The organism is Microbacterium barkeri (assembly GCF_027921765.1).
In the GTDB taxonomy this organism is placed as follows: domain Bacteria; phylum Actinomycetota; class Actinomycetes; order Actinomycetales; family Microbacteriaceae; genus Microbacterium; species Microbacterium barkeri.
In genome coordinates this window covers 125,854-151,124 of sequence record NZ_BSEJ01000002.1, presented here as the reverse complement: position 1 = coordinate 151,124, position 25,271 = coordinate 125,854, and the positions used below count along the sequence as shown (strand labels likewise).

The window sequence follows — 25,271 nt, the reverse complement described above, 5'->3', positions numbered from 1 at the left end:
ATCCCGCGCCACCCGCTGCGAGCGAGACGCAGGTCTTCCCGCCGACGCTGCGCGAGGTCATGCTGCGGCCGCGCTGGATCGCGATGCTGCTGCTGTGCCTCGTCGTGGCCGGCGTGTTCTCGTGGCTCCTGCAGTGGCAGCTCGCGCGCGCGATCGACACCGATCCCCCCGAGGACGGCGCGACCGAGATCATCCGCCCGATCGACGAGGTCGTGCGGCCGGGGCAGTACCTCGACGACGCGCTCGTCGGCCAGAAGGTCTCCCTCGAAGGCCAGTGGGTGCCCGGCGACTTCATCGTCGTCTCGTCGCGCTTCGACGACGGTGTCGAGGGCTACTGGGTCACGGGGCAGTTCGCCCTCGCGGTCTACCCCGAGAGCCGGTCGATCGCCGTCGCGCTCGGCTGGACCGCCGCCCGCGAGGACGCCGACGCCGCCGTGGCCGCACTCGAGGAGCGCGCGGAGGAGAAGTACGTCGCCCCCGAGCTGCGGCACGTCGTCGACTGGCAGCCGACGCCGCTCACCGGGCGGGTCATCTCCGACGAGGGGCCGCAGCTGCCGCCGGGTGACGACGTGGACGAGATGACGCGGATGTCGCCTGCCGCGCTGCTCAGCCGGTGGCACGACACCGAGATCGACGGCGAGCGGATCGACGTCTACCGCCCGTACCTCACCTCGGATGACCCGATCGCGGGCCTCGTCGAGACGGAGCTGACGGCGATCTCGTCGCCGGCTCCCGAGGTGGCGGGGCCGGTCAACTGGCTGAATCTCTTCTACGCGGTCGAGTGGGCGGTGTTCGCGGCCTTCTCGTTCTACCTCTGGTATCGCCTCGCGAAGGACGCGTGGGAGCGCGAGCTCGAGGAGCTCGCGGGCGGCGACCCCGACGACGAGTAGCCGTGGCCTCCGAAGCTGACCGGCGCACGGGCCCGCCCGCTGAGCGCGTCGAGGAGCTCGCCCGGCGGATCGAGCTCGCCGCGCGCACCCGGCGGCGGTTCCTGCTCGGGGTCGCGGGCAGCCCCGGGGGAGGGAAGACCACCCTCGCGGCGGCCCTGGTGGCGGCGCTCAACGCGCGCCACGAGGGCAGTGCGGTCGCGCTGCCGATGGACGGGTTCCATCTCGCGAACGCGACGCTCGAGCGCCTGGGCCTGCGCGACCGCAAGGGAGCGATCGACACGTTCGACGGCTGGGGATTCGTCGCGCTCCTCGACAGGGTCCGCCGCGAGACGGATCACACGGTCTACGCGCCCGCGTTCGAGCGCGACGTCGACGAGGGCGTGGCCGGGGCGATCGCGATCGAGCCGACGGCTCGGGTCGTCATCGTCGAGGGCAACTACCTGCTCATCGACCGGGAGCCGTGGCTCGGCGTCCGGGATCGGATGGATGAGGTCTGGTTCTGCGCGACGCCCCCTGCCGAGCGCGAGTCACGGCTTGTCGCGCGGCACACACGGCACGGGCGGACGCCCGAGGCGGCCGCGGCGTGGGCACGCGACGTCGACGGCGCGAACGCCGTGCTGATCGAGGGATCGCGCGTCCGCGCCGACCTCGTTGTCTCGGGGATCACCGGCGAGTCGCTGGGGCCGCCGACGGGCTGACGTCGACGGCGGACGGTGCCCTGCCCGCGCGGCGGCCGCGGCCATCCGCCCATCGGCGAACCGCCAGGTGCGCCCCCACTAGAATCGAGGTATGCCACAGCCGCGGGTCTCATCCTTCCCCCAGATCCGCCGGGCGCTCCGCTTCTACCAGGTCTGCTCGGTCATCACGGGCGTCGGACTGCTTCTCCTGTGCGCCGAGATGGTGCTGAAGTACACGCCGCAGCTGGCCGTCGAGCTGTTCTTCCTCGACTCCCAGGGCCTCTTCGCGTTCCGCGAGGTCGTCCCGAGCCCGACGGGGGAGCTCATCTCGACCGGTGACGGCATCAACCTGTCGCTCGGCATCCTCATCGTCCACGGCTGGTTCTACGTCGTGTACCTCTTCGCGTGCTTCCGCGTGTGGAGCCTCATGCGCTGGCCGTTCTGGCGCTTCCTGCTGCTCGCCGGCGGCGGCGTCGTGCCGTTCCTCTCCTTCTTCATGGAGTACTTCGTCGCCCGCGACGTCAAGCGCTACCTCGCCCAGCGCGAGGAGACCGCCGCCGAGAAGCGGGCCGCCAAGGCCGCCTCCGGCCCCTCGACTCCGTCCGCACCGACCCAGGAGGTCCCCCGATGAGCGCAGACACCGCTGCGCGCCCCGTCCTCGTCGTCGACTTCGGCGCGCAGTACGCCCAGCTCATCGCACGTCGCGTGCGCGAAGCTGGCGTCTACAGCGAGCTGGTGCCGCACACGATCACGGCCGCAGAGGTCGCCGAGAAGAACCCCGTCGCGATCATCCTCTCGGGTGGGCCGTCGTCGGTGTACGAGCCCGGCGCACCCTCCCTCGATCCCGGCGTCTTCGAGCTCGGGATCCCCACGCTCGGCATCTGCTACGGCTTCCAGGTCATGGCCCAGGCGCTCGGCGGCGAGGTCGCCCACACCGGTCTGCGCGAGTACGGCGCGACCGATGCGGCCGTCGTCGGCGACGGCGGCGTCCTGCTGGGCGGCCAGCCCAGCGAGCAGAACGTGTGGATGAGCCACGGCGACCAGGTCGCCCAGGCGCCGGAGGGCTTCCAGGTGCTGGCCTCCACGGCCGTCACGCCGGTCGCCGCCTTCGGGAACGACGAGCGCTGCCTCTACGGCGTGCAGTGGCACCCCGAGGTGAAGCACTCCGACTTCGGCCAGAACGTGCTGGAGAACTTCCTGCACAAGGCCGCGGGCCTCCCCGCCGACTGGAACAGCGGCAACGTCATCGAGGAGCAGGTGCAGCGCATCCGGGAGCAGGTCGGCTCGGCGCGCGTCATCTCGGCCCTCTCCGGCGGCGTGGACTCGGCGGTCTCGACGGCCCTCGTGCACCGCGCGATCGGCGACCAGCTGACCGCTGTCTTCGTCGACCACGGGCTTCTCCGCAAGGGAGAGCGCGAGCAGGTCGAGAAGGACTACGTCGCCTCGACGGGTGTCCGCCTCATCACGGTCGACGCGGCCGACACCTTCCTCGGCCACCTCGCGGGCGTCACCGACCCCGAGGAGAAGCGCAAGATCATCGGCCGCGAGTTCATCCGCGCCTTCGAGAAGGTGCAGCGCGAGCTCGTCGAGGAGGCGAAGGCCGAGGGCGAGCCCATCCGCTTCCTCGTCCAGGGCACCCTCTACCCCGACGTGGTGGAGTCCGGCGGCGGCGCCGGCACGGCGAACATCAAGAGCCACCACAACGTCGGCGGTCTGCCCGACGACCTCGACTTCGAGCTCATCGAGCCGCTGCGCACCCTGTTCAAGGACGAGGTGCGCGCGATCGGCCGCGAGCTCGGCCTCCCCGAGGCGATCGTCGGCCGCCAGCCCTTTCCGGGGCCCGGCCTTGGCATCCGCATCGTGGGCGAGGTCACCGCTGACCGTCTCGAGATCCTGCGTGACGCCGACGCCATCGCGCGCGAGGAGCTGAGCGCGGCGGGCCTCGACAGCGAGATCTGGCAGTGCCCCGTCGTGCTGCTCGCGGACGTCCGCTCGGTGGGTGTGCAGGGCGACGGCCGCACGTACGGCCATCCGATCGTGCTGCGTCCGGTCTCGAGCGAGGACGCGATGACCGCCGACTGGACGCGTCTGCCGTACGACGTGCTGTCGAAGATCTCCAACCGCATCACGAACGAGGTGCGCGAGGTGAACCGCGTCGTGCTCGACGTCACCTCGAAGCCCCCGGGGACGATCGAGTGGGAGTGATCCCGCCCCCGCTGAAGGCCGCCGCTGCACCCGCAGCGGCGGCCTTCGCCGTTCAGAGGTTGTCGCGCACGTATTCCTGGACGACGACGCCCGAGTCGAACGCACGGGTCCGCTCGTGCGCGAAGTGCCGGGCTTCGTACGGGGCCGATCCGAACAGGGGGACTCCGCTGCCGAAGGCGAACGGGTTCCGCTTGAGGACGAGGCGGTCGATCTCGTCGATGAGCTGGCCTGCGAGATCTCCGCCGCCGCAGAGGTAGATCTCCAGCCCGTCCTCCTGCTTGAGCTCTCGCACGCGCTCGAGAGGATCTGCCGTGATCTCGATCTCGTCGGGAACGCGGCGATCCCGACGGCTCGCGACGATCTGACGGAGGTGGGCGTACGGACTCGTGATCCCGATGTCGAGCGCCGGCGTGTAGGTGTTCCACCCCATGACGACGGTGTCGAACCGGGTCCGCGGGGCCGAGATCCCGAGGGCGGTCAGGCCGAGACTCGGAAGCGCGTCCCCGAACTCGCGCTGGAGCACGGGCGCATGGTCGCCCTCGACGAGGAATGCGTCGAAGCCCCCGTCTGGCGCTGCGATGTAGCCGTCGAGCGTGACGGCGACGTAGTAGACGAGTTCGCGCATGGGATCTCCCTCCGTTATCCACGACGGATGTCGTGGGTGCGGGACCAATGTACAACGGATGTCGTGGTTTCGCTAGGGTGGGAGCATGGCGAGGAACGAGGAGCGGCGGGCTGCGCTCGCCGACGCTGGACTGCGCGTGCTCGCGCGGGAGGGTGCGCGGGGCCTGACCCACCGCGCTGTCGACGCGGAAGCCGGCGCCCCGCGGGGCACGGCGTCGAACTACTTCACGTCGCGCGAGGCGCTCGTCGACGGGCTCGTCGCGCGCATCGGTGAGCGGCTGACGCCGGATCCCGCCGTGCACGCGAGGCTCGCCTCCCGCGCGCCGTCGCGGGAGCTGTTCGCCGACTACCTTCGCGACATCGTGCAGCGCCTTCTCGCTGACCGCGATGTCACTCTCGCGCTCCTCGAGCTCCGACTCGAGGCCGCGCGTCGGCCATCCGTCGCGGAGTCGCTGGGTGGATGGATGCGGGCCGGGTTCGCGGGCGACGTCGCCTTCAACGAGGGGGCGGGTCTTCCGGGAGGCCGCACCGAGATCGCCCTCTTCCACTACGCGGTCGACGGGCTCATCCTTGACCGCCTCACGGTGAGCATCGACCCCGCCATCTCGATCGACGACGTTATCGACGAGCTCGTCGATCGGCTCCTGCCGCGCTGAGCGCTCACAGTGGCCACGACCGCAGTTCAGCGGTCAGCCGGGCGAGGTGCTCGGGCGGCCCCGCCTCGGCGAACCAGAGCCACAGCTCCGCCGCGTGGACGGCCGCCCAGGCGCGCACCAGGTCCCGATCCGCGCCGTATGCGGCGGTCATGTCGTCGAGACATCGCGCGTCCTTGCGGCTCGCTGCCCACGCCGCGCGCGCCAGCTCACGCACCGGATCGCCGACGTGAGCGGCCTCCCAGTCGACCACAGCGGAGACGCGCCCGTCGACGACGAGCAGGTTGCCGTCGGTCCAGTCCCCGTGGCAGAAGGCGGCAGGCCCCGATGCTTCCGGGATGGAGAGCGGAAGCGGCGGCCCGCCCACGTCGCGGTAGCTCCGGATGATGCGCGCATCGTCCGGAGCCGCCGGCAGGCCCTGCGGCACCGGTGTTTCGTGGAGACGGCGGAGCAGCACTGCCGACGCGCGCATTCCCTCGCGGCGCGTGTCCGCATCGGCCTCGTCGAGTCTCTCTCCCGGCATGAGCGTCATGAGAATCCGACCGGGGGAGGCGTCGACCACCGCCGGTGCGGGGATCGATGTCTGCGCGAGCGCGCGCAGGGCGAGCAGCTCGGTGTCGTGGCGGGCCGGATCCGCCATCCGCTTCTCGACGAGTGCGCGTCCGCCTCGCATGACGACGCGCACATGACCGACCGCTCCCTGTCGCATCCCGCCATCCTGCCGCGTGCGACTCGCGCCCGCGAGAATGGGACGATGACGTCCTACCGCATGCGCGATCGGCTCATCCGCGATCACACCGTCACCGTGCCCCTCGACTGGACCGCACCCGACGACGGCCGCACCATCGATGTGTTCGCCCGCGAGGTCGCCCACGTCGACCGCGTCGACGCACCGCTGCTCGTCTTCCTCCAGGGCGGTCCGGGCGGCACCGGGCCGCGCCCGATGCCCGGCGGCGGAGACTGGATCGACGAGGTGCTGAAGACGCACCGGCTGCTGCTCCTCGACCAGCGCGGCACGGGGCGCTCCACGCGTGTCGAACGCGCCTCGATCGCCGGCATGAGCGCGGACGACGCGGCCGCCTACATCCGCCTCTTCCGCGCTGAGCAGATCGTCGCCGACCTCGAGCACCTCCGCCGCACGGTGTTCGGCGGTGTGCGCTGGCAGACGCTCGGGCAGAGCTACGGAGGCTTCCTCACGCTCACGTATCTGTCCTTCCATCCCGAAGCCCTCGCCGCGTCGTACGTCACAGGAGGGCTCACCTCGGTCGATCCCGATCCCGCCGAGGTCTACCGCCGCACGATCCCGCGCGTCGAGGCGAAGACCGCCGAGTTCTACCGTCGCTACCCGGAGGACGCCGACACGCTCGCGCGCATCGTCGACATCGTCGAGGGCTCCGATGTGCGCCTGCCCAGCGGCGACCGGCTCTCCGCGCGCCGGCTGCAGACGCTCGGCATCGAGTTCGGCATGAAGCCGGGTTTCGAGCGGATGCACTGGCTCCTCGACGAGGCCTTCTCGCGCCCGGGCGTGCTGAGCGATCACTTCCTCGCCGAAGTCGACGCCGCCACGCAGTACTGGCGCGGACCGCTGTACGCGCTCCTGCAGGAGGAGATCTACGCGGATGGCGACGGCGCGACCGCGTGGGCCGCTCAGCGGGTACGTGACGAGCGGGGCGGACTGCCCGCGACCGACGGGCCGATGCCGTTCACGGGGGAGATGTTCTTCCCGTGGATGTTCGACGAGATCGCGTCGCTGCGGCCCTTCCGCGATGCCGCGCATGCGCTCGCGGATCGCGTTGACCATCCGCGCCTGTACGACCGGACGCGGCTCGCGCGCAACGAGGTGCCGGTCGCCGCCGCGATGTACTACGACGACATGTACGTCGACTTCCCGCAGGCCGAGGAGACCGCGCGCTCCGTTCCACACACCCACCTCTGGGTGACGAACGAGTACGAGCACGACGGGCTCCGTCAGGACCCGCGCATCGTGCGCGCCCTCATCGACCGCGTCGTCGCCGAGGGCGGACCGCTCGCCTGAACCGGCTGTGGCGCCTGTCCGGGTCGTGGGGTGGCGTCGTCGATGTTCGGGTCGCGGTTGCCGTCCGTATTGGGGCTGTTGGGGACGCGAACTGCGACCTGGGCGGCGCCGCCGATGTTCGGGTCGCAGTTGCCGTCCGTATTGGGGCTGTTGGGGACGCGAACTGCGACCTGGGCGGCGGCCGCCGGTGTTCGGGTCGCGGCTGCCGTCCGTATTCGGGCTGTTGGGGACGCGAACTGCGACCTGGACGGTCCCGCCGACCCCCCAACCCCGCACCCGGCCCCCAACCCCGCCCCGCCCACCCCGTGTACGCTTGTACACACATCCGCAGATCGCGGCTGGATCAGGAGACCCGGTGAGCATGTCCTCCCCGCCCTCGCGCGAGGCGCGCAGGGCCCGCGGCGCGGTGTCCGCGCTCTTCTTCACGAACGGCGCGATCTACGCCAACGTCATCCCGCGCTTCCCCGAGATCAAGGACGCGCTGGGTCTCAGCGATACCCTCTACGGCGCCTCCATCGCGGCGATGCCGGTCGGCGCGCTCCTGTCGGGGCTCGCCGCTGCCGCGATCATCCGCCGTCTCGGATCCGGCCGCGTCGCGGTCATCGGCTCCGTGCTCCTCGCCGCCACGATGCTCGGGGTCGGCCTCGCGCCGGTGCCGATCCTCTTCGCCCTCGGCCTCTTCCTCGCGGGCGTCCTCGATTCGGTGACCGACGTGGGGCAGAACGCCCATGGCCTGCGCGTGCAGAAGCGATACGGGCGCTCGATCATCAACGGCTTCCACGCCATCTGGTCGCTCGGCGCGGTCGTCGGCGGCTTCATGTCGGCCGGAGCGATCGCGATCGGCCTCCCGCTCGGCGTGCACCTGGCGATCACCGGGGCGCTCTTCGCCGCGACGGCGATCGTCGCGCTGCGCTTCTGCCTGCCCGGTCCCGAGGAGGAGTCGGGCGACGCCGAGACGCCGACCACCGCCGCAGCGGCACCGACCGCGCGCCGGACGCCGCGCATCGCGCTCGTCATGGCCGGGCTGGCGGTCATCGCGATCGCCGGGACGATCGTCGAGGAGGTCGGCAGCTCCTGGGCGACCCTCTACATGCGCGAATCGCTCGGCGCGCCCGCGGCGCTCGCGGCGATGGGCTTCATCGCGCTCATCGGGTTCCAGTTCATCGGCCGCCTCGTCGGCGACCGCCTCGTCGACCGGTTCGGGCAGCGGATGGTCGCGGTCGCGGGCGGCGCGCTCGTCGCGGTCGGCATGGGGTCGGCTCTCGCATGGCCCTCGGTCCCGCTCACCCTCGTCGGCTTCGCCGCGGCGGGATTCGGCGTCGCGACGCTCGTGCCGGCCGCCATGCATGCGGCCGACGAGCTGCCGGGCCTGCGCCCCGGCACCGGGCTCACCGTCGTGACGTGGCTCATGCGCCTCGGGTTCCTCATCTCACCGCTCGTCATCGGCACGGTCTCCGATGCGACCGAGCTGAGGGTGAGCCTCGTCATCGTGCCGGTGGCGGGTCTTCTCGTGATCGCGCTCTCGGGCTTCCTCGAGCGTCGGCGCGCGTAGCCGTTCTGCTCTGGGCGGAAAGGGGTGCGCGCGCGAGCCGCGATGCCTACCGTGAGGGCATGGCCGAACTGCTTCCGCTCCCGTCGCGCCCCGTCGAGCCGGATCCGCTCTGGCGACATCTCGTCGGCGACCGGCTGCGGCGCATGCGCCACGAGCGCGGGGAGACGCTCGCCGAGGTCGCGCGGCGCGCCGGTGTGTCGGTGCAGTACCTCTCCGAGGTCGAGCGCGGGCGCAAGGAGCCCTCGAGCGAGATCGTCGCGGCCATCCTCGGCGCTCTCGGCGGCACGCTCCTCGACCTGACCGCCGGCGTGGCGGACGACCTGCGCGCGACGGCGCTGGCCCCCGCGACGCTGCAGGCGCCGGGCGCGGTGCTCGCCCTCGCCGCCTGACGGCCGACCGGGGCGCGATCGCCGCGCCCCGGCCATCCTGCCGTCCGCCCTCAGTGCCGTTCCAGGACGACGTCGGCGAGGCCGTACTCGACGGCGGCGCGCGCGGTGAAGACGCGGTCGCGGTCCGTGTCGCGGCGCAGGGTCTCGACGTCGTGCCCGGTGTGGCGCGACAGGACGCCCTCCATGTCGCCGCGCACGCGCACGAGCTCGTCGGCGTGCAGGATGAGGTCGGGAATGGCCCCGCGCCCCTGCGCCGCCGGCTGGTTGAGCACGACGCGCGCGTGCGGGAGCACGGCTCGCTTTCCGGGCGCCCCCGCCGCGAGCAGCACGGCGCCGACGCCGATGGCCTGGCCGACGCACGTCGTCGCGACGTCGGGTCGGATGTACTGCAGCGTGTCGTAGACGCCGAGCATGGCCGCGGGGTCGCCGCCCTCGCAGTTGATGTAGAGCTGCACGTCGCGGTCGGGCGCGAACGACTCGAGATGCAGGAGCTGCGCGATGAGCGCGTTCGCGACGCCCGCGTCGATGGGCGTGCCGAGGTACACGACCCGCTCGGCGAGGAGGTGCGAGTACACGTCCATGATGCGCTCGCCGCGGCCGTCGCGCGTGATGACGTTGGGGATCGTGTAGGTGCTCATGCCGCCTCCGCTCCGAGCCCGATGCGGGCGCGCCGCTCGGGCATGACCTCGTGGAATCCGCTCACGATCGCGTCGATGAAGCCGTACTCCCTGGCCTCCTCCGCCGTGAACCAGTTGTCGTGCAGCGAGTCCTCGAAGACGCGCGCGAGCGGCTGGCCGGTGTCCTCGCTGATGAGGCCGAGCACCGTGTCGCGCAGCCGGCGGAGGTCGTCGGCCTGCAGCTCGACGTCGACGGCCGTGCCTCCGATGCCCGAGGAGCCCTGATGCAGCAGGATCCGGGCGTGGGGGAGGGCGCGGCGCTTGCCGGGCGTCCCCGCCGAGAGCAGGAACTGCCCCGCGCTGCAGGCCAGGCCGATCGCGAGCGTCGAGACGTCGCACGGGACGAGCCGCATCACGTCGCGGATCGCGAGCATCGACGGCACGGAGCCGCCGGGGGAGTGGATCCACAGCGCGATCTCGCCCTGCGGATCCTCGGCGGCGAGCGCGAGCATCTGCGTCGTGAGGAGCATGCCGTTGTCGTCGTCGAGCACGCCGTCGAGCACGAGCACGCGGCGGTGGTAGAGCTCACGGCGGGCCTCCGCCGTGAACTGCGGGATCTTCGGTTCGTCTGCCATGCACCCAGCGTGCGCGCGCCATCCGCTCGCCGGGCGGGAATCGGCTCAGGGCGGATCTGCCCCGAGCGGATGGCCGCGCCGATCGAGAGCGGATGGCCGCGCCGCGAGGACGCGCCCGGTGCTCAGGCGCGCCCGAACGTCTCCGGGTCGACGGGCCGAGTGCGCCGCGGGAGCCCCTGCACGACGAGGAGATAGGACTCGGTCACGAGCTCGTCGACGAGCTCGGGTGTGAGCCCCGGGCCGGGCGTGACCGTGATCCAGTGCCGCTTGTTCATGTGATATCCGGGGGCGATCTCGGCGAACGTCGCGCGCAGCGCCTCCCCGTCCTCGGGGCGCGCCTTGAGGTTCACCATCGCCTCTCCGCCGCGCACGGTCTGCAGCATGAAGACCTTGCCGCGCACCTTGAAGACCTCCCATTCGGGTCCGAAGGGGTACTCGAGCGTCATGCCCGGAAGCTCCTCCGCGCGCTCGGCCGCGTGGCGCTGCAGGTCGTCGCCGTCCATCCGCACTCTCCTCGTCGTCGGTCCTCCGCCAGCGTACGCATCCGCGCGGAGTCACAGACCGGTGTCGTCGGTCGTGACCGGAACGGACATCGCCCGTAACACCGCGACGCGTCCCGCGAAACGTCGGGCCGCCATCCTGGAGGCACCCCTCGAGATCCACGGAGTCGCCATGTCCTACGTGAAGCCCGCCGACCTCGTCACGCGCATGATCGATGCCGGCGAGTCGAAGATCCTCATGTCCACCCGTGACACGATCATCCGCGCGTTCATGGGCGGGGCCATCCTCGCCCTGGGCGCCGCGTTCGCCGTGACCGTGTCGACGAACACGGGTCAGCCGCTTCTGGGTGCCCTGCTCTTCCCGGCGGGATTCGTGCTGCTGTATCTGCTCGGGTTCGACCTCCTCACCGGCGTCTTCACGCTCGCGCCCCTGGCCTGGCTCGACAAGCGTCCTGGCGTCTCGGGCGGCGGCGTGCTGCGCAACTGGGGGCTCGTCTTCCTCGGCAACTTCCTCGGCGCGTTCACGGTCGCGGTGCTCATGGCGATCGTGTTCACCTACGGCTTCGCCGCCGAGCCGAACGCGATCGGCCAGGCCATCGGCGAGATCGGCCACGGCCGCACGGTCGGCTACGCGGAGTACGGCGCCTCGGGCATGCTGACGCTCTTCGTGCGCGGCGTCCTCTGCAACTGGATGGTGTCGACCGGCGTCGTCGCGGCGATGTTGTCGGACAGCGTCGCGAGCAAGGTCATCGCGATGTGGCTGCCCATCATGCTCTTCTTCTACATGGGCTTCGAGCACTCGATCGTGAACATGTTCCTGTTCCCGTCGGGTCTGCTCCTCGGCGCCGACTTCACGCTCGTGGACTACCTCGTGTGGAACGAGATCCCCACCGTCGTCGGCAACCTCGTGGGCGGCCTCTCGTTCGTGGGTCTCACGATCTACGCCACGCACGGCCGGACCGCCCCGAAGCGCGTCGCGCTTGTGAAGCCGAACGGCAAGCGCTTCGCGGCCGCCCCGACCCGGGTGCCGGCCGAGCTCGCGGACCAGCTCTGAGACCGACGGGAGCCGGGACGCCTCGCGCGTCCCGGCTCCCGCATGTCCGGGCATCCTGTTCGGGTGTGCCGTTCGGGCTCGCTCCTTCGGGCGTACCGGGATTCGGATGGCTGGGGCTGGTGTGCGCGTGTCGGCCTCAGTGGGCGACGTGTGCCCCACGGGTCCGATTCCGGGGACGGTGGGTGAGGGAACGTCGCGTCGTTCCGGTGTCCGGGATTCGGATGGCTGGGGCTGGTGTGCGCGTGTCGGCCTCAGTGGGCGACGTGTGCCCCAGGGGTCCGATTCCGGGGACGGTGGGCACGGCCTGGTGCGGGGCGGCGGCTCAACCGCGCTCGCCGCCCGGGCCGCCCATCCCTCCGCCGCCCATCCCGCCGGCGAGGGCCTGGCCGGTCGTCGCGGTCGCGACGGAGGCGCCGTCGACCGAGATGTCATACGACGCACCCGATACGACGTCGGCGCTCGAGAACACGACGGCCCCGAAGTCCTTCTCGGCGGTCGTCGAGAACAGCACCGTGCCGTCCTCCGCGACGATCTCGATGGTCGACCCTGCAGCGCCCGACGCGGAAGCCGCGACCCAGGCCTGAGCCGATTCCGTCGCGGGGGAGCCGCTCATGCCGCCCGAGTCGAGCGCGAGCACCGTGCCTCCCGAGATCGTGAGCGAACCGTTCGTGTCGAGCGCGCCGTTGCCCGAGCTCGTCGGGCCGTAGACGACCGTCGTGCCGCCCGTGATCTCCATCGAGCCGTTCGAGTCGAGCCCGTCGCCGTCGGAGTCGATCGTGACCTCGCCGCCCGCGATGAGCACGAGCTCGCCGGAGTCCTGCATGCCGCCTCCTCCCATGCCGCCCTGCATCTCCTCACCCGACGCCGTGTCGGAGCTCGAGCCCGCCGATCCGTTGATGCCGTCGTCGGTCGCCGTGATGTCGATGGCGCCGCCGCCGATCGCGATCGTGCCGGCCTCGATGCCCTCCTCGGCTGAGATCGCGATGTCTCCGCCCGTGATGACGACGTCGGTGTAGCCGTCGATCCCGTCGCTGCCTGCGGTGATGTCGAGCGTGCCGCCCTCGATCTCGACGTAGCCCTGGGTCTCGTCCGCATCCTGATCGGAGGCGAGCCCGTCGCCACCGGCGTCCACGGTGATCGTGCCGTCGCGGACCGTCAGCGAGTCGTTGCCCTTCAGCCCGTCGTCGGCGGCGGTCACGGTGATCTCACCGGAGAGGATGACGAGGTCGTCCTTGCTCGCGATGCCGTCCTCGGCTTCCCTCTCGACGGTGAGCGCTCCTGTGCCGGAGATCGTCAGATCCGCGTCGGCCCAGATCGCGGCGTTCGCGTCGGCATCGGCGGAATACGCGCCCGTCGACGCGACGGCGTTGGTCGAGCCCTCGGCGAGGAAGAGCGCGACGTCGTCGGCAGTCGTCACCTGGATGGCCGGGGCATCGGCTGCCGCGATCGTCGCACCGTCGAGGATGAGCACGACCTGCGCGTCGTCGGGCGCGGCCACGACGATCGATCCCGTGTAGTCGCCCGACAGACGGTACACGCCGGCCTCCGAGATGGTCACCGTGCCGTCCGCGACCGTCACGCCCGGGGCATCCGTCGTGGCTTCGGTTCCCGACAGGGCGATGTCGACGGCGTCGCCGGCTGACCACTCGTCGTCGTTCACGACGGTCTGGTCGGCGTTGGCGTCGCTCACGGCGGTGACGCTCGCGATCTCGCCGGTCGAGGCCGAGCTCGCCGTGGACGACGAAGCGGATGAGGAGCTCGACGTGGAGCCGGCTGCGGTGTCGGTGGCCGCGCTCGCGATGGCGGAGCAGCCGGTGACGGCCGCGACGGCGAGGGCGAAGGCGAGGCCGAGGCCCACACGCGCGGTGCGGGCGGAGCGGCGGGGTTCGGTGTTCATGAGGGCTCCTGTCGGGTCAGGCGGCGGGTGCGAAGTGGGTGCGGAGCACGCGGCTCCACTTGTTGGAGGGCAGATCGGGGTGCAGGGCGGCAAGGCCCGTGGCGAACTTGCTGATGCCGACCGGGCGGACACCTCCGCGCCAGAGCAGCCGGTCGAGTGACGACGCGCGAGCGGCGGACTTCGTCTCGACGATCACGAGGTCGGGGCGGTGCATCCGTCCGCCCCAGGCATCGGCCCACGCGAGCTCGGTGTCGATCGTCGCGCGGGCGCCCTCGGGCAGGAGCAGCGTCGTGCGCCGATAGGCCGTGTGCAGCGTCGGCGTGAGCGCGTCGGCGATGCCGGCGTCGAGACCGAGCGACGCGACGGCCTCGGCGGCGTAGCCGCGGCCCTCCTCGGTGAGGCGGTCGACCGCGTCGGCGGGGTGCGCGATCCGCTCCTTCACAGTCGTGCCGCGGCTGCCACGCGTCTTCATCTCGAGGAAGGCCGCGTCGGTGTCGACGTAGTGCCGCGCACGCAGCTTGAAGCGGCGCCGTCGGCCGAGCGCGGCGAGGCGGTAGCTCAGGAGATCGGGGGTGTCGAAGTACATCGTGCCGTACTGCGACGCGCGGTCGCCGTCGATCTCCAGGACCCGGGTGCGTCGATCGACCTGATCGAGGATCCGGACGGCGTCGTCGGCCGTCATGAGGTACTTGCGGTCGACGCGGGTGAGCAGCTCGGCCTCCTCGACGAGCTCGTCGAGGGACAGCGGGGTGAAGCGGCCCGCGAACCGCTCCGAGAGGCTCACGCGGCCACCTCCTCGCGGACGGCGGAGATGCGGATGGCCGCGGCCGGGCGCACGCGATAGCGCACGTCCACGAGCGTGGTGTCGTTGACGAAGTCGATGTGCTGGACGGAGAACGCCCGCACCTCGCCCCCGAGCCGCTCCTCGAGGGCGCACCGCAGCTGGTCGTCGTCGCCGATGGCCTCGTCGAGCTCGACCGTGCGGTGCCGGTAGGAGGCGAACAGAGCGGGATGGTCGACGACGGCGAGTGCGAGCACGACGACCGCGACGAGCACGGTCGGGAGCACGTCGAACGTCGGCGCGAGACCCGTCAGCAGCCCGATGGCGAGCGCCGCGAAGTAGTAGGCGACCTCGCGCTGAGAGATCTCGCTCGAGCGGAGGCGGATGATCGACAGGACGCCGAACAGACCCAGCCCCAGGCCGACGGCCACCTCGGCCGAAGCGAGCACATTCGAGACCGCGAAGACGCCGATGTTGACGCCGAAGAATGCGACGACGAGATCGCGCCGCCGGTGGCGGTGGAAGTAGACGGCGACCGTGAGCAGCGTGATGGCGGCCAGGTCGACGGCGAGCATCGTGAGATCGGGCATGTCGTTCACCTTTCGTTCACTTCAGTGAAGCGGCGCTGTCTATGGGCCTCCTATGCCCCAATCAAGCGAGGACCAGGGGTTTCACCGGCGCTCGGTCGGCTGCGCGCGCGTGCGCGAACACCCACGCGCGCTGCACCAGGAACCCGGCCAGCCAGAGCGCGGCCTCGGTGACGACCTTGGCGATGACGAGGCCCACGCCGAGCGCGTCGAGGATGGTCATGAGGGTCACGTTCGCGACGAGCACGACCGCTGCGAGGGCGGCGTAGCGCGCGAGCTCGACGCGCAGGGGCGCGCGCTGTCGACGGCGTCCGAAGACCCAGATGCGGTTCACGGCGAAGTTCAGGCTCGCGCTCACGAGGCGGGCGCCCGCGATCGATCCCTGCAGCCATCCGCTCGCGAGGAGGAGCAGCCAGAGCAGGAGCGCGTCGACCGCTGCCGCGAGCACCGACGACGCGAGGAACGCAGCCAGCGGAGCCACGACGCGCAGCGAGTCGCGCAGCGGGCGGAAATGCGAGCTGCGGTTCTCGTCGAGGTAGACCGTCCGGATGGGCGTCTGCAGGATCCGGAAGCCGGCCCGCGCCGAGCGGAGGAGCATGATCGCCTCGTACTCGAAGCGGTCGCCCGGCAGGCGCGACGCCCACGGGAGCGCGGCAGCAGGCAGCCCCCGCAGCCCCGTCTGCGTGTCGACGACCCGGACGCCCGTGGCGACCGCGAACATCCGCGCAGACACCGCGTTGCCGAAACGGCTGCGCAGCGGCACGTCGTCGCCCCGGAAGTCGCGCACCCCGAGCACGATCGCGTCAGGGCTCCCCTCCACCTCACGCGCGACCCGCACGATGTCGTCGGGGGCATGCTGCCCGTCCGCGTCCGCGGTGACGACGGGAGCATCGGGGTGCGCCGTGCGTGCGTGCCGGAAGAGCGTGCGCAGCGCGGCCCCCTTGCCGCGGTTCGCGCCGTGGCTCAGCACCTCGACGCCTGCGGCCTCGAGCGAGGCGAAGACGGGCGCCGACGCCACGCCGCTGCCGTCGTCCACGACGACGATGTCGAGCGAGGGATCGCGCTCATGCAGGGCCGTGGCGAGGTCGACGAGCCGGTGGTCCGGCTCGTAGGCGGGGATCGCGACGACGGTCACGCCGCGCCGCCGATGTAGAGGATGTCGCTCGTCGCCCGCTCGCCGCCGTTGGAGGGCCGGTTGACGACCTCGCCATCGAACCACATCTCGCTCGAGCCGCCGCCATCGAGGTTGTAGGCGGTCTGCACGCCGAGGCCCTGCATGATCTCGGCGAGCTCGGGCAGGGTCGCGCCGCGGCTGTACCTCTCCTCGCGTCCGTCGACGACGACGAAGACGAGGTGCGTCGCATCGATCACGCCGATCGCGGTGCGCGGCTGCTCGCCCTGGATCGAGTGGTTGCCGAAGTTCGTGTCGACCTCCACCTCGTCGACGCCTTCGACGACGGCGCCGTCGCGCACGAGCGCCGGGCCGAAGGAGAGCGTCGTCCAGACGCCTGCGTCGACGAGGGCCTGCGCCGTGGTCGCGGTCTCGTCGTAGATCTCGGCGCGCCCGTCGGCGTAGAGGGCGAGGCCCTCGCGCGCCCCCGCATCGCGGTAGGCGACCCCGTTGCGCACCTGGATGCCCGTGTCGCGGAAGCCGTAGTAGTCGCCGTTGACGGCGAACCGGGCGCCGTGCGCCTCGGCCATCTCCGACACGAGCTGCGTCACGTTCTCGCCGAACTGGTCGTGCGCGAACGCCGTGCGGAGGTCGGTCGGGTCGCCCAGCGTCACGTGCGCGACGAAGAAGGTGAGGGTGTCGGCGCCCGTGCCCGTCGTGACGGTCTCGATCGAGACGGTGCTCGCACTCGAGGTCGAAGCCGTCTCGGAGACCGCGGTGCCGGACGCCTCCTCGGCCGCCGCGACGCTCGCGACCTCGACATGCGGGATGAGGAATCGGTCGGCCGCCCACCAGGCGGCCGTGCCGGCGCCGGCGACAGCCGTCGCCCCGCCGATGAGAAAGGCTCTGCGTGAGAGGATCCGTCGTTCGCTCATGGCCCGATGCTCGAGCGCGCGGCTATGCGGTCGCTATGGCACCGGGATGACGGGGCTCCGGCTTCCTCTGGAGACGCCGGGAGAGACGACGAAGGCCGCCCCGCGGAGCGGGACGGCCTTCGATCGTCGCGGCTTCTTACTCGCTGCCGCGGAGGATGGCGATGATGCGCAGGATCTCGACGTACAGCCAGACGACCGTGACCATGATGCCGAAGGCGGCCTGCCAGCCGAACTTGCGCGGGGCGCCGTTGCGGACGCCCTGCTGCACCATGTCGAAGTCGAGCACGAGCGAGTACGCCGCCATGATGACGACGAGCACGCCGATCGCGACACCGAGCCATCCCGACCGGAGACCCCAGCCGTCCACGATCCCGGTGAACGAGAGCACGAGGTTGAGGAGCGAGAAGACGAGGTACCCGATCATCGCGATCATGAAGATCTTGGTCGCACGGGCCGAGGCGCGGATCTTGCCGCTGGCGAAGAGAGCGAGCGTCACGCCGATGACCGAGACGGTCGCCAGCGTGGCCTGCATGATGATGCCGGGCCAGATGAGCTCGAAGTAGGCGGAGATGCCGCCGACGAAGAGCCCCTCGAACGCCGCGTAGGCGAAGATCAGCGGAACGCTCGGCGTCTTCTTGAACGCGTTCACCAGGCCCAGGATGCCGCCGCCGATCATGCCGATGATCCACGGCATCATCGACGCGTTGGCGAGGTTGTTGGTCGCGATCGCCGGCGCGAAGGTCCAGAAGTAGCCGACCGTCGCGAGCACGAGCATGACCGCGAACAGGCCCACGGTCTTCCAGATCGTGTCCTCGACCGTCATGCGGCCGGTCTCGCGTGCGCCGGCCGGCGGCGCGGCGAGCATGCCCTCCATCTGGGCGTTCGCCGCGGCGTCGACGCCCATGTGGGCGAACTGCCCGGCCTGGACGCCGGCGGGCGGCGGGGTGGTGGGCGTTCCGTACTGCGCGGCCTGCGGGCCACCGGGGTAGCTCTGAACCGCGCGCGGATCGGGGGAGAAGACGGGATTGTTGAAACCGGGGCTGGCCATGATGCGGTCACTCCTATGGTCTGCTGACGGCGCGGTCTCATCGTCGAGCTTCGTGGAAGCCCCACGATGATGCTGTCCCTCCAGAGTAGTCACGCGATGCTATGGGAGGGCTGTGATTCGGAAAGCGTTCACGCGCGGCGAAATCCCGGTTCCCGCGCGCTGGCTAGCCTTCTCGTATGCCCCGTCGCCATCCGCTCGTCATCGGCCACCGCGGAGCACCGGGGTATCGGCCCGAGCACTCGCGCTCGTCCTACGCCCTCGCCTTCGCGATGGGCGTCGACGCCGTCGAGCCCGATGTCGTCGCCACGCGCGACGGCGTGCTCGTGGTCCGGCACGAGAACGAGATCTCCGGCACGACCGATGTCGCCGACCATCCCGAGTTCGCCGACCGTCGGACGGTGAAGGCCGTCGACGGCGAGCGGCTCGACGGCTGGTTCACGGAGGACTTCACGTGGGACGAGCTCGCGACCCTGCGCACGCGCGAGCGGATCCCCGACCTGCGGCCCGCGAGCGCGACGTTCGACGGGGGCGAGCCCATCCTGCGGCTGGACGAGCTGCTCGAGCTCGTCCGCGCGGCGTCCGCCGAGCACGGGCGCGAGATCGGCGTCGTGCTCGAGATCAAGCACGCGACATACTTCGAGCGTCTCGGCCTCGATCTCGTGCCCCTCATCGAGCGCGACCTCGCCACCGCGGGCTGGCTGGACGGCTCCTTGCCGCTCATCGTCGAGGCGTTCGAGGAGACGGTGCTGCGGCGGCTGCGTGCGCGCGGCGTGCCCGGGACCTACATCCACCTGCTCGAAGCCCGGGGGACGGCCTTCGACCTCCTCGTGCGCGATGGCGATGCGGCGCGCAGCTACGCGCAGACCGCGACGCCGGCCGGTCTCGACGAGCTCGTCGGCGTGGTCGACGGCATCAGCGTCGACAAGCGCATGATCCTCCGCCCCGACGGCGCGGGGCGCGCGACCGGGCCGGGTCGGCTCGTCGCCGACGCGCACGACCGCGGGCTGCAGGTGTTCACCTGGACCTGCCGCCCCGAGAACGCCTTCCTCGTTCCGGAGTTCCGCGGCGCGGGCGGGCGCGCGGCGTTCGGCGACTACGCGGCCGAGTGGGAGCTCGTGCGCGCGAGCGGAGTGGACGGCGTGTTCGTCGACCATCCCGATCTGGGGGCGGACGTGTTCCGCGCCCCCGTCGTCAGCTGACGGAGGAGCTCATGTCGGCCCGGAAGATCCGACCGAGGCACCGCTCTGCGGTGCGGGCGTCGGACGCCTGGATGGCCGTGGCGACCTCGCGCGCGCGTGCCGCGATGAACTCCGGAGGGTTCAGCAGCGGATGGCCGCCCCGCGTGCTGCGCATGAGCTCACCCCATGCGCGGTCGAAGGACACGCGCAGGAACGGGTTGCCTGCGGCCTCGATGGTCGCATCGAAGGCCACCCGCGCGGCCCCGTAGAGCACCTCCGGCGTGTGCTGGCCCTCGTCGCACAGTGCGGCGAGCGCGCGGAACAGCTGCGCCAGGCGGACCCGCGCGGCGCTGTCGACGCGCGCGAGCGCGAGATGGAGGCCGATCCCGACCTCGATCCCCAGGCACTCCATCGCGATGTGGAAGCGGTCGGGGGCGTGCTCGGCGACACGGTAGAAGCGGCTGCGGGTCTCGCGGACGAGCCCCACGCGCTCCAGCTCGCGCAGCGCGACGCGCACGATCGCGCGCGGGATCCCGAGCTCGTCGGCGATCACCGCGTCGCGGATCCGTGCCCCCGGCGGCAGCGCTCCTGTCCTGATCGCCTCGCGCACGTGCTCCGACGTGCGCTTCATCTCCCCGGCGTGCTCGACGACACGCACCTGCCCCCTGTATCGCTGCATGGCAGACCCCCTTGGACACACGGTAGCGCCAGAGGCGCTTCGTGCAACAGAGTGTCGTGGGGTCAGTCGCGCGAGGTCGTGGCGTCGAACAGCTCGAGGATGCTCTGCTCGGCCCGCAGCGCGTCCGCGCTCTCGATCGCGTCGCGCAGCTCGTCGAAGAGCGCCGACACCGCGTCGTCGACGGCGATCGCGAAGCTGCCGCTGCGGATGTTGCGCTCGAGTGCGAACCGCGCGTCCATCGTGACGGAGCGGAAGACCGGGTTCTCCGTCTGGTCGACGAGGAACAGGAAGCACGCGAAGTAGCTCTCGCGCGCGCGGTCGCGATCGCCGGCGGCGAGTGCCGTTCGCAGGTCCTCGAGCAGCTCGAGGCTGCGCCTGCGCGCGGCGTCGTCCATCCGCTCCACGGCCATCCGCGCGGCCACGCCGGTCTGGTAGCGCGCGAACTCGATGCTCGCGGTCACCATCTCGGGCGTGATCTCGGTCACGCGCGTGAAGCGGCTCGCCGACATCTCGATGAGCCCCTCCCGCTCGAGGCGCTGCAGAGCCTCGCGGACCGGCATGCGCGAGACCCCCAGGCTCTCGGCGATGTCGAGGTCGCGGATGCGCTCTCCGGGCGCGAAGGAGCCGTCGACGATGGCCGCCGCGATCCTGTCGTACACGGCGTCGCCCAGTCGTGTCGGCGATAGGTCGAGTTTCCCAGTGAAATTCGGCATCGTAACCTCCCCAGTCGATGCGAACGGATGAACACTACTCCTCGCACCTGCGATATGTCGCTCTCACCAGCTGTGTTGTTCCTCCGGAATACGGGTACATCTGCCCTTGTCAGGGGCCCGCCCTACACTCGAAGGGACATGACAGACGCGCTCTTCCCCCTCTCCGCCGCCGCCGACGACGATCTGCTGAAGGGGCTCAATCCGCCGCAGCGCGAGGCCGTCGAGTACCGCGGCCCCGCTCTGCTCATCGTGGCGGGTGCCGGGTCGGGCAAGACGCGGGTCCTCACGCACCGCATCGCCTCGCTCCTGCGCAGTAGGGAGGCGTGGCCGAGCCAGATCCTCGCGATCACCTTCACGAACAAGGCCGCGGGCGAGATGCGCGAGCGCGTCGAGCAGATCGTGGGCGACAGCGCGCGCGGCATGTGGATCTCGACGTTCCACTCGGCGTGCGTGCGCATCCTGCGCCGCGAGGCCGAGCAGTTCGGCTTCACGAAGGCGTTCACGATCTACGACTCCGGCGACTCGCGCGCGCTCCTCAAGCGCCTCGTGCGCGAGCGCGAGGCCGACGCGCTCGGGCTAACCCCGGCCGGCGTGCAGTCGCGCATCTCCAAGCTCAAGAACGAGCTCGCCGACGCCGAGTCGTACGCGCGTGACGCCAACATGAACGACCCCGCCGAGCGGAAGTTCGTCGAGATCTTCGGCGACTACCAGCGCGAGCTGCAGAAGGCGAACGCCTTCGACTTCGACGACCTCATCGCGCAGACCGTCTTCCTCTTCCGGGCGTTCCCGCACGTCGCAGACGTCTACCGCAAGCGGTTCCGCCACATCCTCGTCGACGAGTACCAGGACACGAACCACGCGCAGTACCAGCTCATCCGCGAGCTGACGCGGCCCGTGCAGGCGGAAGCGGCCGGCGGCATGGTGTTCGAGGACGAGCCGGCGGCCTCCCTCACGGTCGTCGGCGACTCGGACCAGTCGATCTACGCGTTCCGCGGGGCGGACATCCGCAACATCACCGAGTTCGAGCGCGACTTCCCCGGCGCGAAGGTCGTCCTCCTCGAGCAGAACTACCGGTCGAGCCAGAACATCCTCGACGCGGCGAATGCGGTGATCCGCAACAACTTCGACCGCAAGGACAAGCGCCTCTGGAGCGACCAGGGCGAGGGCGAGAAGATCGTCGGCTTCACGGGCTACTCGCAGCACGACGAGGCGCAGTTCGTCGCCGACGAGATCGAGAAGCTGCGGCGCTCGGGCATCGACTACCAGCAGATGGCCGTGTTCTACCGCACGAACTCGCAGTCCCGTGCGCTCGAGGAGATCTTCATCCGCGCCGCGGTGCCCTACAAGATCATGGGCGGCACGAAGTTCTACGACCGCGCGGAGATCAAGGACGCCCTGGCCTACCTCGTCGCCGTGGCGAACCCCGCCGACGAGATGGCCGTGCGGCGCATCCTGAACAAGCCCAAGCGCGGCATCGGCGACGTCACCGAGACGACGATCGCGCGATTCGCGGCCGACAACGGCCTGTCGTTCCGCGACGCGCTCGCGCACCCGGCGGAGATGGGGCTCGGCCCCAAGCTGCAGAAGGCGATCGCCCAGCTCGACGAGGTGCTCCGCGAGGCGAGCGGGATCCTGTTCCCCGCCTCGGGGGAGCAGGCGCCTTCATCCGCGGTCACGGAGGGCCTGCAGGTGCTCCTCAACAAGAGCGGCTACCTCGACGCGCTGCGCATGAGCCGCGATCCGCAGGACGAGGCGCGCGTCGAGAACCTCGACGAGCTCGTCGCCGTCACGCGCGAGTTTGCGCGGAACAACCCCGAGGGCACGATCGTCGACTTCCTCACCGAGGTCGCGCTCGTCGCCGACACCGACGACCTCGACGACGAGTCGGGTGCCGTCTCGCTCATGACGCTGCACACGGCGAAGGGGCTCGAATTCGACGCCGTGTTCGTCACGGGCGTCGAGGAGGACCTCATCCCGCACCGCATCTCGGCGGGCGAGCCGGGCGGCCCGCAGGAGGAGCGGCGCCTGTTCTACGTCGGGATCACGCGGGCCCGCAAGCGCCTCTACCTGTCGCTCGCGATGACCCGCGCGCAGTTCGGCGAGGTCACGGTCGCGATGCCGAGCCGGTTCCTGCAGGAGATCCCGGCGGCCCTCATCGACTGGAAGCAGTCTCCCGGCGACGTGAACTCCCGCGGCGGAACCCAGTCGCGCGCCCTCAACGCGCGCCGACCCGGCGGATCGAGCGACCGCTGGGGTGTGAAGCCGCTGCCGGCCGGCGGGGGCCTCAAGCCGAAGTCGACCGCGATGGACCGCTTCCCCGGGCTCGTCACGAACAAGGTGCGCGACAACGGAGACCTCGAGCTCGCCGCGGGCGACCGCATCCGCCACGACGACTTCGGCGAGGGGACCGTCGACGCGATCACGGGGGAGGGCGCCAAGCGCATCGCGCACGTGCGCTTCGACGAGGCCGGAGCCAAGAAGCTCCTCATCAAGGTCGCGCCGATCGCCAAGCTCTAGCCCGCGCTCGGCTCCGCGCCGCCGTCGACGATCGCCATCCCGCGGCCCCGCAGGCGGCGCCGCTCGCCCTCGAGGAAGCCGACGAGGCGCTCGCGTGTGCCGCGCGCGTGCGCTGCGACGAGCGCCGTCGCCGTCTCGGCCTCGCGCGCGAGGATCGCATCGAGGATGGCCGCATGCTCGTCGCGCGCGTGGGCGCGCGCCTGCGGCGTGCGCACCTCGAGCCATCGCGTGCGGCTCAGACGCGTCATCACGTCGGCCAGCGCGTCGGCGAAGAACGCGTTGCCCGACAGGCGCGCGAGGGCGACGTGGAAGTCGCCGCCGTCGCGGACGCCCGCCTCCTCGTCGTCGTGCTCGGGTTCCTCGGCGAGCGCGCGGAGCGCCGCGAGGTCGTCGTCCGATGCCCGGTCGACGACGAGGGCCACGGCCCCGGTCTCCACGGCCTCGCGGAACTCCACGGCCGCGCGCACCTCGCTGAGGTCGATCGGCGCGACCCGCCACCCGCGACCATCCCGTCGCGTGAGCCCCTCGCCCTCGAGGCGGAGGAGGGCGGCGCGGATCGGGGTGCGCGATGCGCCGGTCAGCGGCTCCAGCCCGCGCTCGCTGAGGGACTCGCCGGGGAGCAGATCGAACGACAGGATGGCCGCGCGCAGGGTCGCATAGGGCGCGCGGTCGTCGGTGTGCGGCATGGCATCCTCCAGTGGTATACCAGTACGGTACACCGAGGAGGAGCCATGACCGACATCATCGCCCGCGCACCCGTCAAGGCCTGGCGGATGCTCGTGCTCGGCGTGCTCGCGCAGGCGGCCGGGACCATGCTCGTCAGCACGCCCGCGTACCTCATCCCGCTGCTGCACCTCGAGCGCGGCATGTCGCTGGCCGAGGCCGGCGCGCTCGCCGCCGCGCCCACCCTGGGCATGGTGACGACGCTCGTGCTGTGGGGGCACCTCGCGGATCGCCACGGCGAGCGGTGGGTCATCGCCGGCGGGCTCGCCCTGACGGCGGTGTTCGCGCTGGCGGCGTCGGCCGTCTCCGACGTCCTCGGCTTCGGGGCCCTGCTCCTCCTCGGCGGGGCCGCCTCGGCGAGCGTGAACTCGGCGAGCGGCCGGATCGTCGTCGGCTGGTTCCCGCGCCGTCGTCGGGGCACCGCCATGGGCATCCGCCAGATGTCGCAGCCGCTGGGCGTCGCGGTCGCCGCGCTCGTCGTGCCCGGGCTCGCCGACGTCGGCGGCATCGCGGCGCCGCTTCTCGTGTCGGCGGCCGCGACCGGCCTCCTCGCCGTGCTGTGCGCCCTGGGCGTCGAGAACCCGCCCCGGACCCCGGCCGTGCCAGGAGCGCCCGCGGGCGCGAACCCGTATCGCCGCAGCGGCTTCCTGGCCCGCGTGCACGCGGTGTCGCTGCTTCTCGTCTTCCCGCAGTTCCTCCTGTCGACGTTCGGGATGGTGTGGTTGATCGCGGGACTCGGGTGGGACGCCGCGGCGGCGGGCGCGCTCATCGCCGCGTCGCAGTTCGTCGGCGCGTTCGGGCGGATCGCGGTCGGCGCGCTGAGCGATCGGGTCGGCAGCCGCATGCGCGTCCTGCGCTGGGTCGCGGTGAGCGGCGTCGTCGTCATGGCCGCGCTCGCCCTCGTGGCGGCGCTCGAGGCGGGCGCCGCCGCGGCGGTCGTCCTCGTCATCGCCACGAGCGTCACGGTCGCCGACAACGGCCTCGCGTTCACCTCGGTCGCGGAGGCGGCTGGATCGGCGTGGTCGGGCAAGGCGCTCGGCATCCAGAACACGGGGCAGTTCGTCGCGGCATCCGCCGTCGGCCCCGTGATGGGCGCGCTCATCACGGCCGTCGGCTTCCCGCTCGCCTTCGCGCTCACGGCGCTCGTGCCGCTCGCGGCCTATCCGCTCATCCCGCGGCACGACGAGCACGCCGCCTGAGCGACGGCGGATGCGCCGCCGCGCAACCTGGGCAGGGCGTGCGAAGCGGCCGGAGGGCCCGTCGGCGACCCG

26 protein-coding genes are annotated in these 25,271 nt (G+C 71.4%); 12 read left to right on the top strand and 14 right to left on the bottom strand.

The window, feature by feature from the left end; genetic code table 11:
• Positions 1-59: 59 nt before the first annotated feature.
• From PKE79_RS03780 to guaA, 4 genes are all read left to right on the top strand, one after another.
• A complete protein-coding gene (locus PKE79_RS03780) occupies positions 60-890 on the top strand; it encodes an SURF1 family cytochrome oxidase biogenesis protein (protein WP_271172436.1) in 831 nt (276 codons plus the stop codon).
• Between the two features lie 2 nt (positions 891-892).
• Positions 893-1,588, top strand: a complete 696-nt coding sequence (locus PKE79_RS03775; RefSeq protein ID WP_271172328.1) for a nucleoside/nucleotide kinase family protein — start codon at positions 893-895, stop codon at positions 1,586-1,588.
• Between the two features lie 91 nt (positions 1,589-1,679).
• A complete protein-coding gene (locus PKE79_RS03770; protein ID WP_271172327.1) occupies positions 1,680-2,198 on the top strand; it encodes a DUF3817 domain-containing protein in 519 nt (172 codons plus the stop codon).
• A complete protein-coding gene (gene guaA / locus PKE79_RS03765; protein ID WP_271172326.1) occupies positions 2,195-3,772 on the top strand; it encodes a glutamine-hydrolyzing GMP synthase in 1,578 nt (525 codons plus the stop codon). The genes PKE79_RS03770 and guaA overlap by 4 nt, the downstream gene beginning before the upstream one ends.
• A gap of 52 nt (positions 3,773-3,824) precedes the next feature.
• Here the strand turns inward: guaA and PKE79_RS03760 are convergent, their stop codons facing one another.
• Positions 3,825-4,397 carry a dihydrofolate reductase family protein gene (locus tag PKE79_RS03760; protein WP_271172325.1) on the bottom strand — a complete coding sequence of 191 codons (573 nt, stop codon included), beginning with the start codon at positions 4,395-4,397 and terminating at the stop codon, positions 3,825-3,827.
• Between the two features lie 85 nt (positions 4,398-4,482).
• Between PKE79_RS03760 and PKE79_RS03755 the strand changes: the two genes are divergently transcribed.
• Positions 4,483-5,052: a TetR/AcrR family transcriptional regulator gene (locus PKE79_RS03755; RefSeq protein ID WP_271172324.1), complete on the top strand. Its 570-nt coding sequence runs from the start codon at positions 4,483-4,485 to the stop codon at positions 5,050-5,052.
• Positions 5,053-5,056: 4 nt separating this feature from the next.
• On the opposite strand, the gene PKE79_RS03750 is transcribed toward PKE79_RS03755, so the two are convergent.
• Positions 5,057-5,758, bottom strand: coding sequence for a phosphotransferase family protein (locus tag PKE79_RS03750; RefSeq protein ID WP_271172323.1), 702 nt, complete (start codon positions 5,756-5,758; stop codon positions 5,057-5,059).
• A gap of 45 nt (positions 5,759-5,803) precedes the next feature.
• Here PKE79_RS03750 and PKE79_RS03745 point away from each other — a divergent pair, with 45 nt between their 5' ends.
• From PKE79_RS03745 to PKE79_RS03735, 3 genes are all read left to right on the top strand, one after another.
• On the top strand, positions 5,804-7,084 hold the full coding sequence (locus PKE79_RS03745) for an alpha/beta fold hydrolase (protein WP_271172322.1): 1,281 nt from the start codon (positions 5,804-5,806) through the stop codon (positions 7,082-7,084).
• Positions 7,085-7,445: 361 nt separating this feature from the next.
• Positions 7,446-8,636, top strand: a complete 1,191-nt coding sequence (locus PKE79_RS03740) for an MFS transporter (protein ID WP_271172435.1) — start codon at positions 7,446-7,448, stop codon at positions 8,634-8,636.
• A 59-nt stretch (positions 8,637-8,695) separates the two neighbouring features.
• Positions 8,696-9,025, top strand: a complete 330-nt coding sequence (locus PKE79_RS03735; protein WP_271172321.1) for a helix-turn-helix domain-containing protein — start codon at positions 8,696-8,698, stop codon at positions 9,023-9,025.
• 50 nt (positions 9,026-9,075) lie between these two features.
• Here PKE79_RS03735 and PKE79_RS03730 read toward each other — a convergent pair whose 3' ends face one another.
• From PKE79_RS03730 to PKE79_RS03720, 3 genes are all read right to left on the bottom strand, one after another.
• The gene (locus PKE79_RS03730) at positions 9,076-9,663 is read right to left on the bottom strand and encodes a ClpP family protease (protein WP_271172320.1); all 588 of its coding nucleotides are present in this window, start codon (positions 9,661-9,663) and stop codon (positions 9,076-9,078) included.
• Complete coding sequence (locus PKE79_RS03725) at positions 9,660-10,277, bottom strand: ClpP family protease (protein ID WP_271172319.1); 618 nt, start codon at positions 10,275-10,277, stop codon at positions 9,660-9,662. Before PKE79_RS03725 ends, PKE79_RS03730 begins: the two co-directional genes overlap by 4 nt.
• A 122-nt stretch (positions 10,278-10,399) precedes the next feature.
• On the bottom strand, positions 10,400-10,780 hold the full coding sequence (locus PKE79_RS03720; RefSeq protein WP_271172318.1) for an MmcQ/YjbR family DNA-binding protein: 381 nt from the start codon (positions 10,778-10,780) through the stop codon (positions 10,400-10,402).
• 169 nt (positions 10,781-10,949) lie between these two features.
• On the opposite strand from PKE79_RS03720, the gene PKE79_RS03715 reads away from it, so the two are divergent.
• Positions 10,950-11,831, top strand: a complete 882-nt coding sequence (locus tag PKE79_RS03715; RefSeq protein WP_271172317.1) for a formate/nitrite transporter family protein — start codon at positions 10,950-10,952, stop codon at positions 11,829-11,831.
• Positions 11,832-12,153: 322 nt separating this feature from the next.
• Here the strand turns inward: PKE79_RS03715 and PKE79_RS03710 are convergent, their stop codons facing one another.
• From PKE79_RS03710 to PKE79_RS03685, 6 genes are all read right to left on the bottom strand, one after another.
• The gene (locus PKE79_RS03710) at positions 12,154-13,728 is read right to left on the bottom strand and encodes a carbohydrate-binding domain-containing protein (protein WP_271172316.1); all 1,575 of its coding nucleotides are present in this window, start codon (positions 13,726-13,728) and stop codon (positions 12,154-12,156) included.
• 16 nt (positions 13,729-13,744) lie between these two features.
• A complete protein-coding gene (locus tag PKE79_RS03705) occupies positions 13,745-14,512 on the bottom strand; it encodes a polyphosphate polymerase domain-containing protein (RefSeq protein ID WP_271172315.1) in 768 nt (255 codons plus the stop codon).
• Positions 14,509-15,099, bottom strand: a complete 591-nt coding sequence (locus PKE79_RS03700; RefSeq protein ID WP_271172314.1) for a DUF4956 domain-containing protein — start codon at positions 15,097-15,099, stop codon at positions 14,509-14,511. The genes PKE79_RS03705 and PKE79_RS03700 overlap by 4 nt, the downstream gene beginning before the upstream one ends.
• A gap of 61 nt (positions 15,100-15,160) precedes the next feature.
• The gene (locus PKE79_RS03695; protein WP_271172313.1) at positions 15,161-16,231 is read right to left on the bottom strand and encodes a glycosyltransferase; all 1,071 of its coding nucleotides are present in this window, start codon (positions 16,229-16,231) and stop codon (positions 15,161-15,163) included.
• Positions 16,228-17,142, bottom strand: a complete 915-nt coding sequence (locus tag PKE79_RS03690) for a phosphodiester glycosidase family protein (RefSeq protein WP_271172312.1) — start codon at positions 17,140-17,142, stop codon at positions 16,228-16,230. The genes PKE79_RS03695 and PKE79_RS03690 overlap by 4 nt, the downstream gene beginning before the upstream one ends.
• 136 nt (positions 17,143-17,278) lie before the next feature.
• Positions 17,279-18,190 (bottom strand): Bax inhibitor-1/YccA family protein, encoded by a 912-nt coding sequence (locus tag PKE79_RS03685; RefSeq protein WP_271172311.1) that lies wholly within the window; start codon positions 18,188-18,190, stop codon positions 17,279-17,281.
• 176 nt (positions 18,191-18,366) lie between these two features.
• On the opposite strand from PKE79_RS03685, the gene PKE79_RS03680 reads away from it, so the two are divergent.
• Entirely contained in the window at positions 18,367-19,389 is a 1,023-nt protein-coding gene (locus tag PKE79_RS03680) for a glycerophosphodiester phosphodiesterase family protein (protein ID WP_271172310.1), read from the top strand.
• Here PKE79_RS03680 and PKE79_RS03675 read toward each other — a convergent pair.
• Positions 19,382-20,047, bottom strand: coding sequence for a GntR family transcriptional regulator (locus PKE79_RS03675; RefSeq protein ID WP_271172309.1), 666 nt, complete (start codon positions 20,045-20,047; stop codon positions 19,382-19,384). The two genes, PKE79_RS03680 and PKE79_RS03675, sit on opposite strands and share 8 nt — an antisense overlap.
• Positions 20,048-20,109: 62 nt before the next feature.
• Entirely contained in the window at positions 20,110-20,760 is a 651-nt protein-coding gene (locus tag PKE79_RS03670) for a GntR family transcriptional regulator (protein WP_271172308.1), read from the bottom strand.
• Between the two features lie 138 nt (positions 20,761-20,898).
• On the opposite strand from PKE79_RS03670, the gene PKE79_RS03665 reads away from it, so the two are divergent.
• The gene (locus PKE79_RS03665; RefSeq protein WP_271172307.1) at positions 20,899-23,277 is read left to right on the top strand and encodes an ATP-dependent helicase; all 2,379 of its coding nucleotides are present in this window, start codon (positions 20,899-20,901) and stop codon (positions 23,275-23,277) included.
• On the opposite strand, the gene PKE79_RS03660 is transcribed toward PKE79_RS03665, so the two are convergent.
• A complete protein-coding gene (locus tag PKE79_RS03660) occupies positions 23,274-23,963 on the bottom strand; it encodes a GntR family transcriptional regulator (RefSeq protein ID WP_271172306.1) in 690 nt (229 codons plus the stop codon). The genes PKE79_RS03665 and PKE79_RS03660 overlap by 4 nt on opposite strands.
• Positions 23,964-24,008: 45 nt before the next feature.
• Between PKE79_RS03660 and PKE79_RS03655 the strand changes: the two genes are divergently transcribed.
• Positions 24,009-25,199, top strand: a complete 1,191-nt coding sequence (locus tag PKE79_RS03655) for an MFS transporter (protein WP_271172305.1) — start codon at positions 24,009-24,011, stop codon at positions 25,197-25,199.
• Positions 25,200-25,271 lie beyond the last annotated feature (72 nt).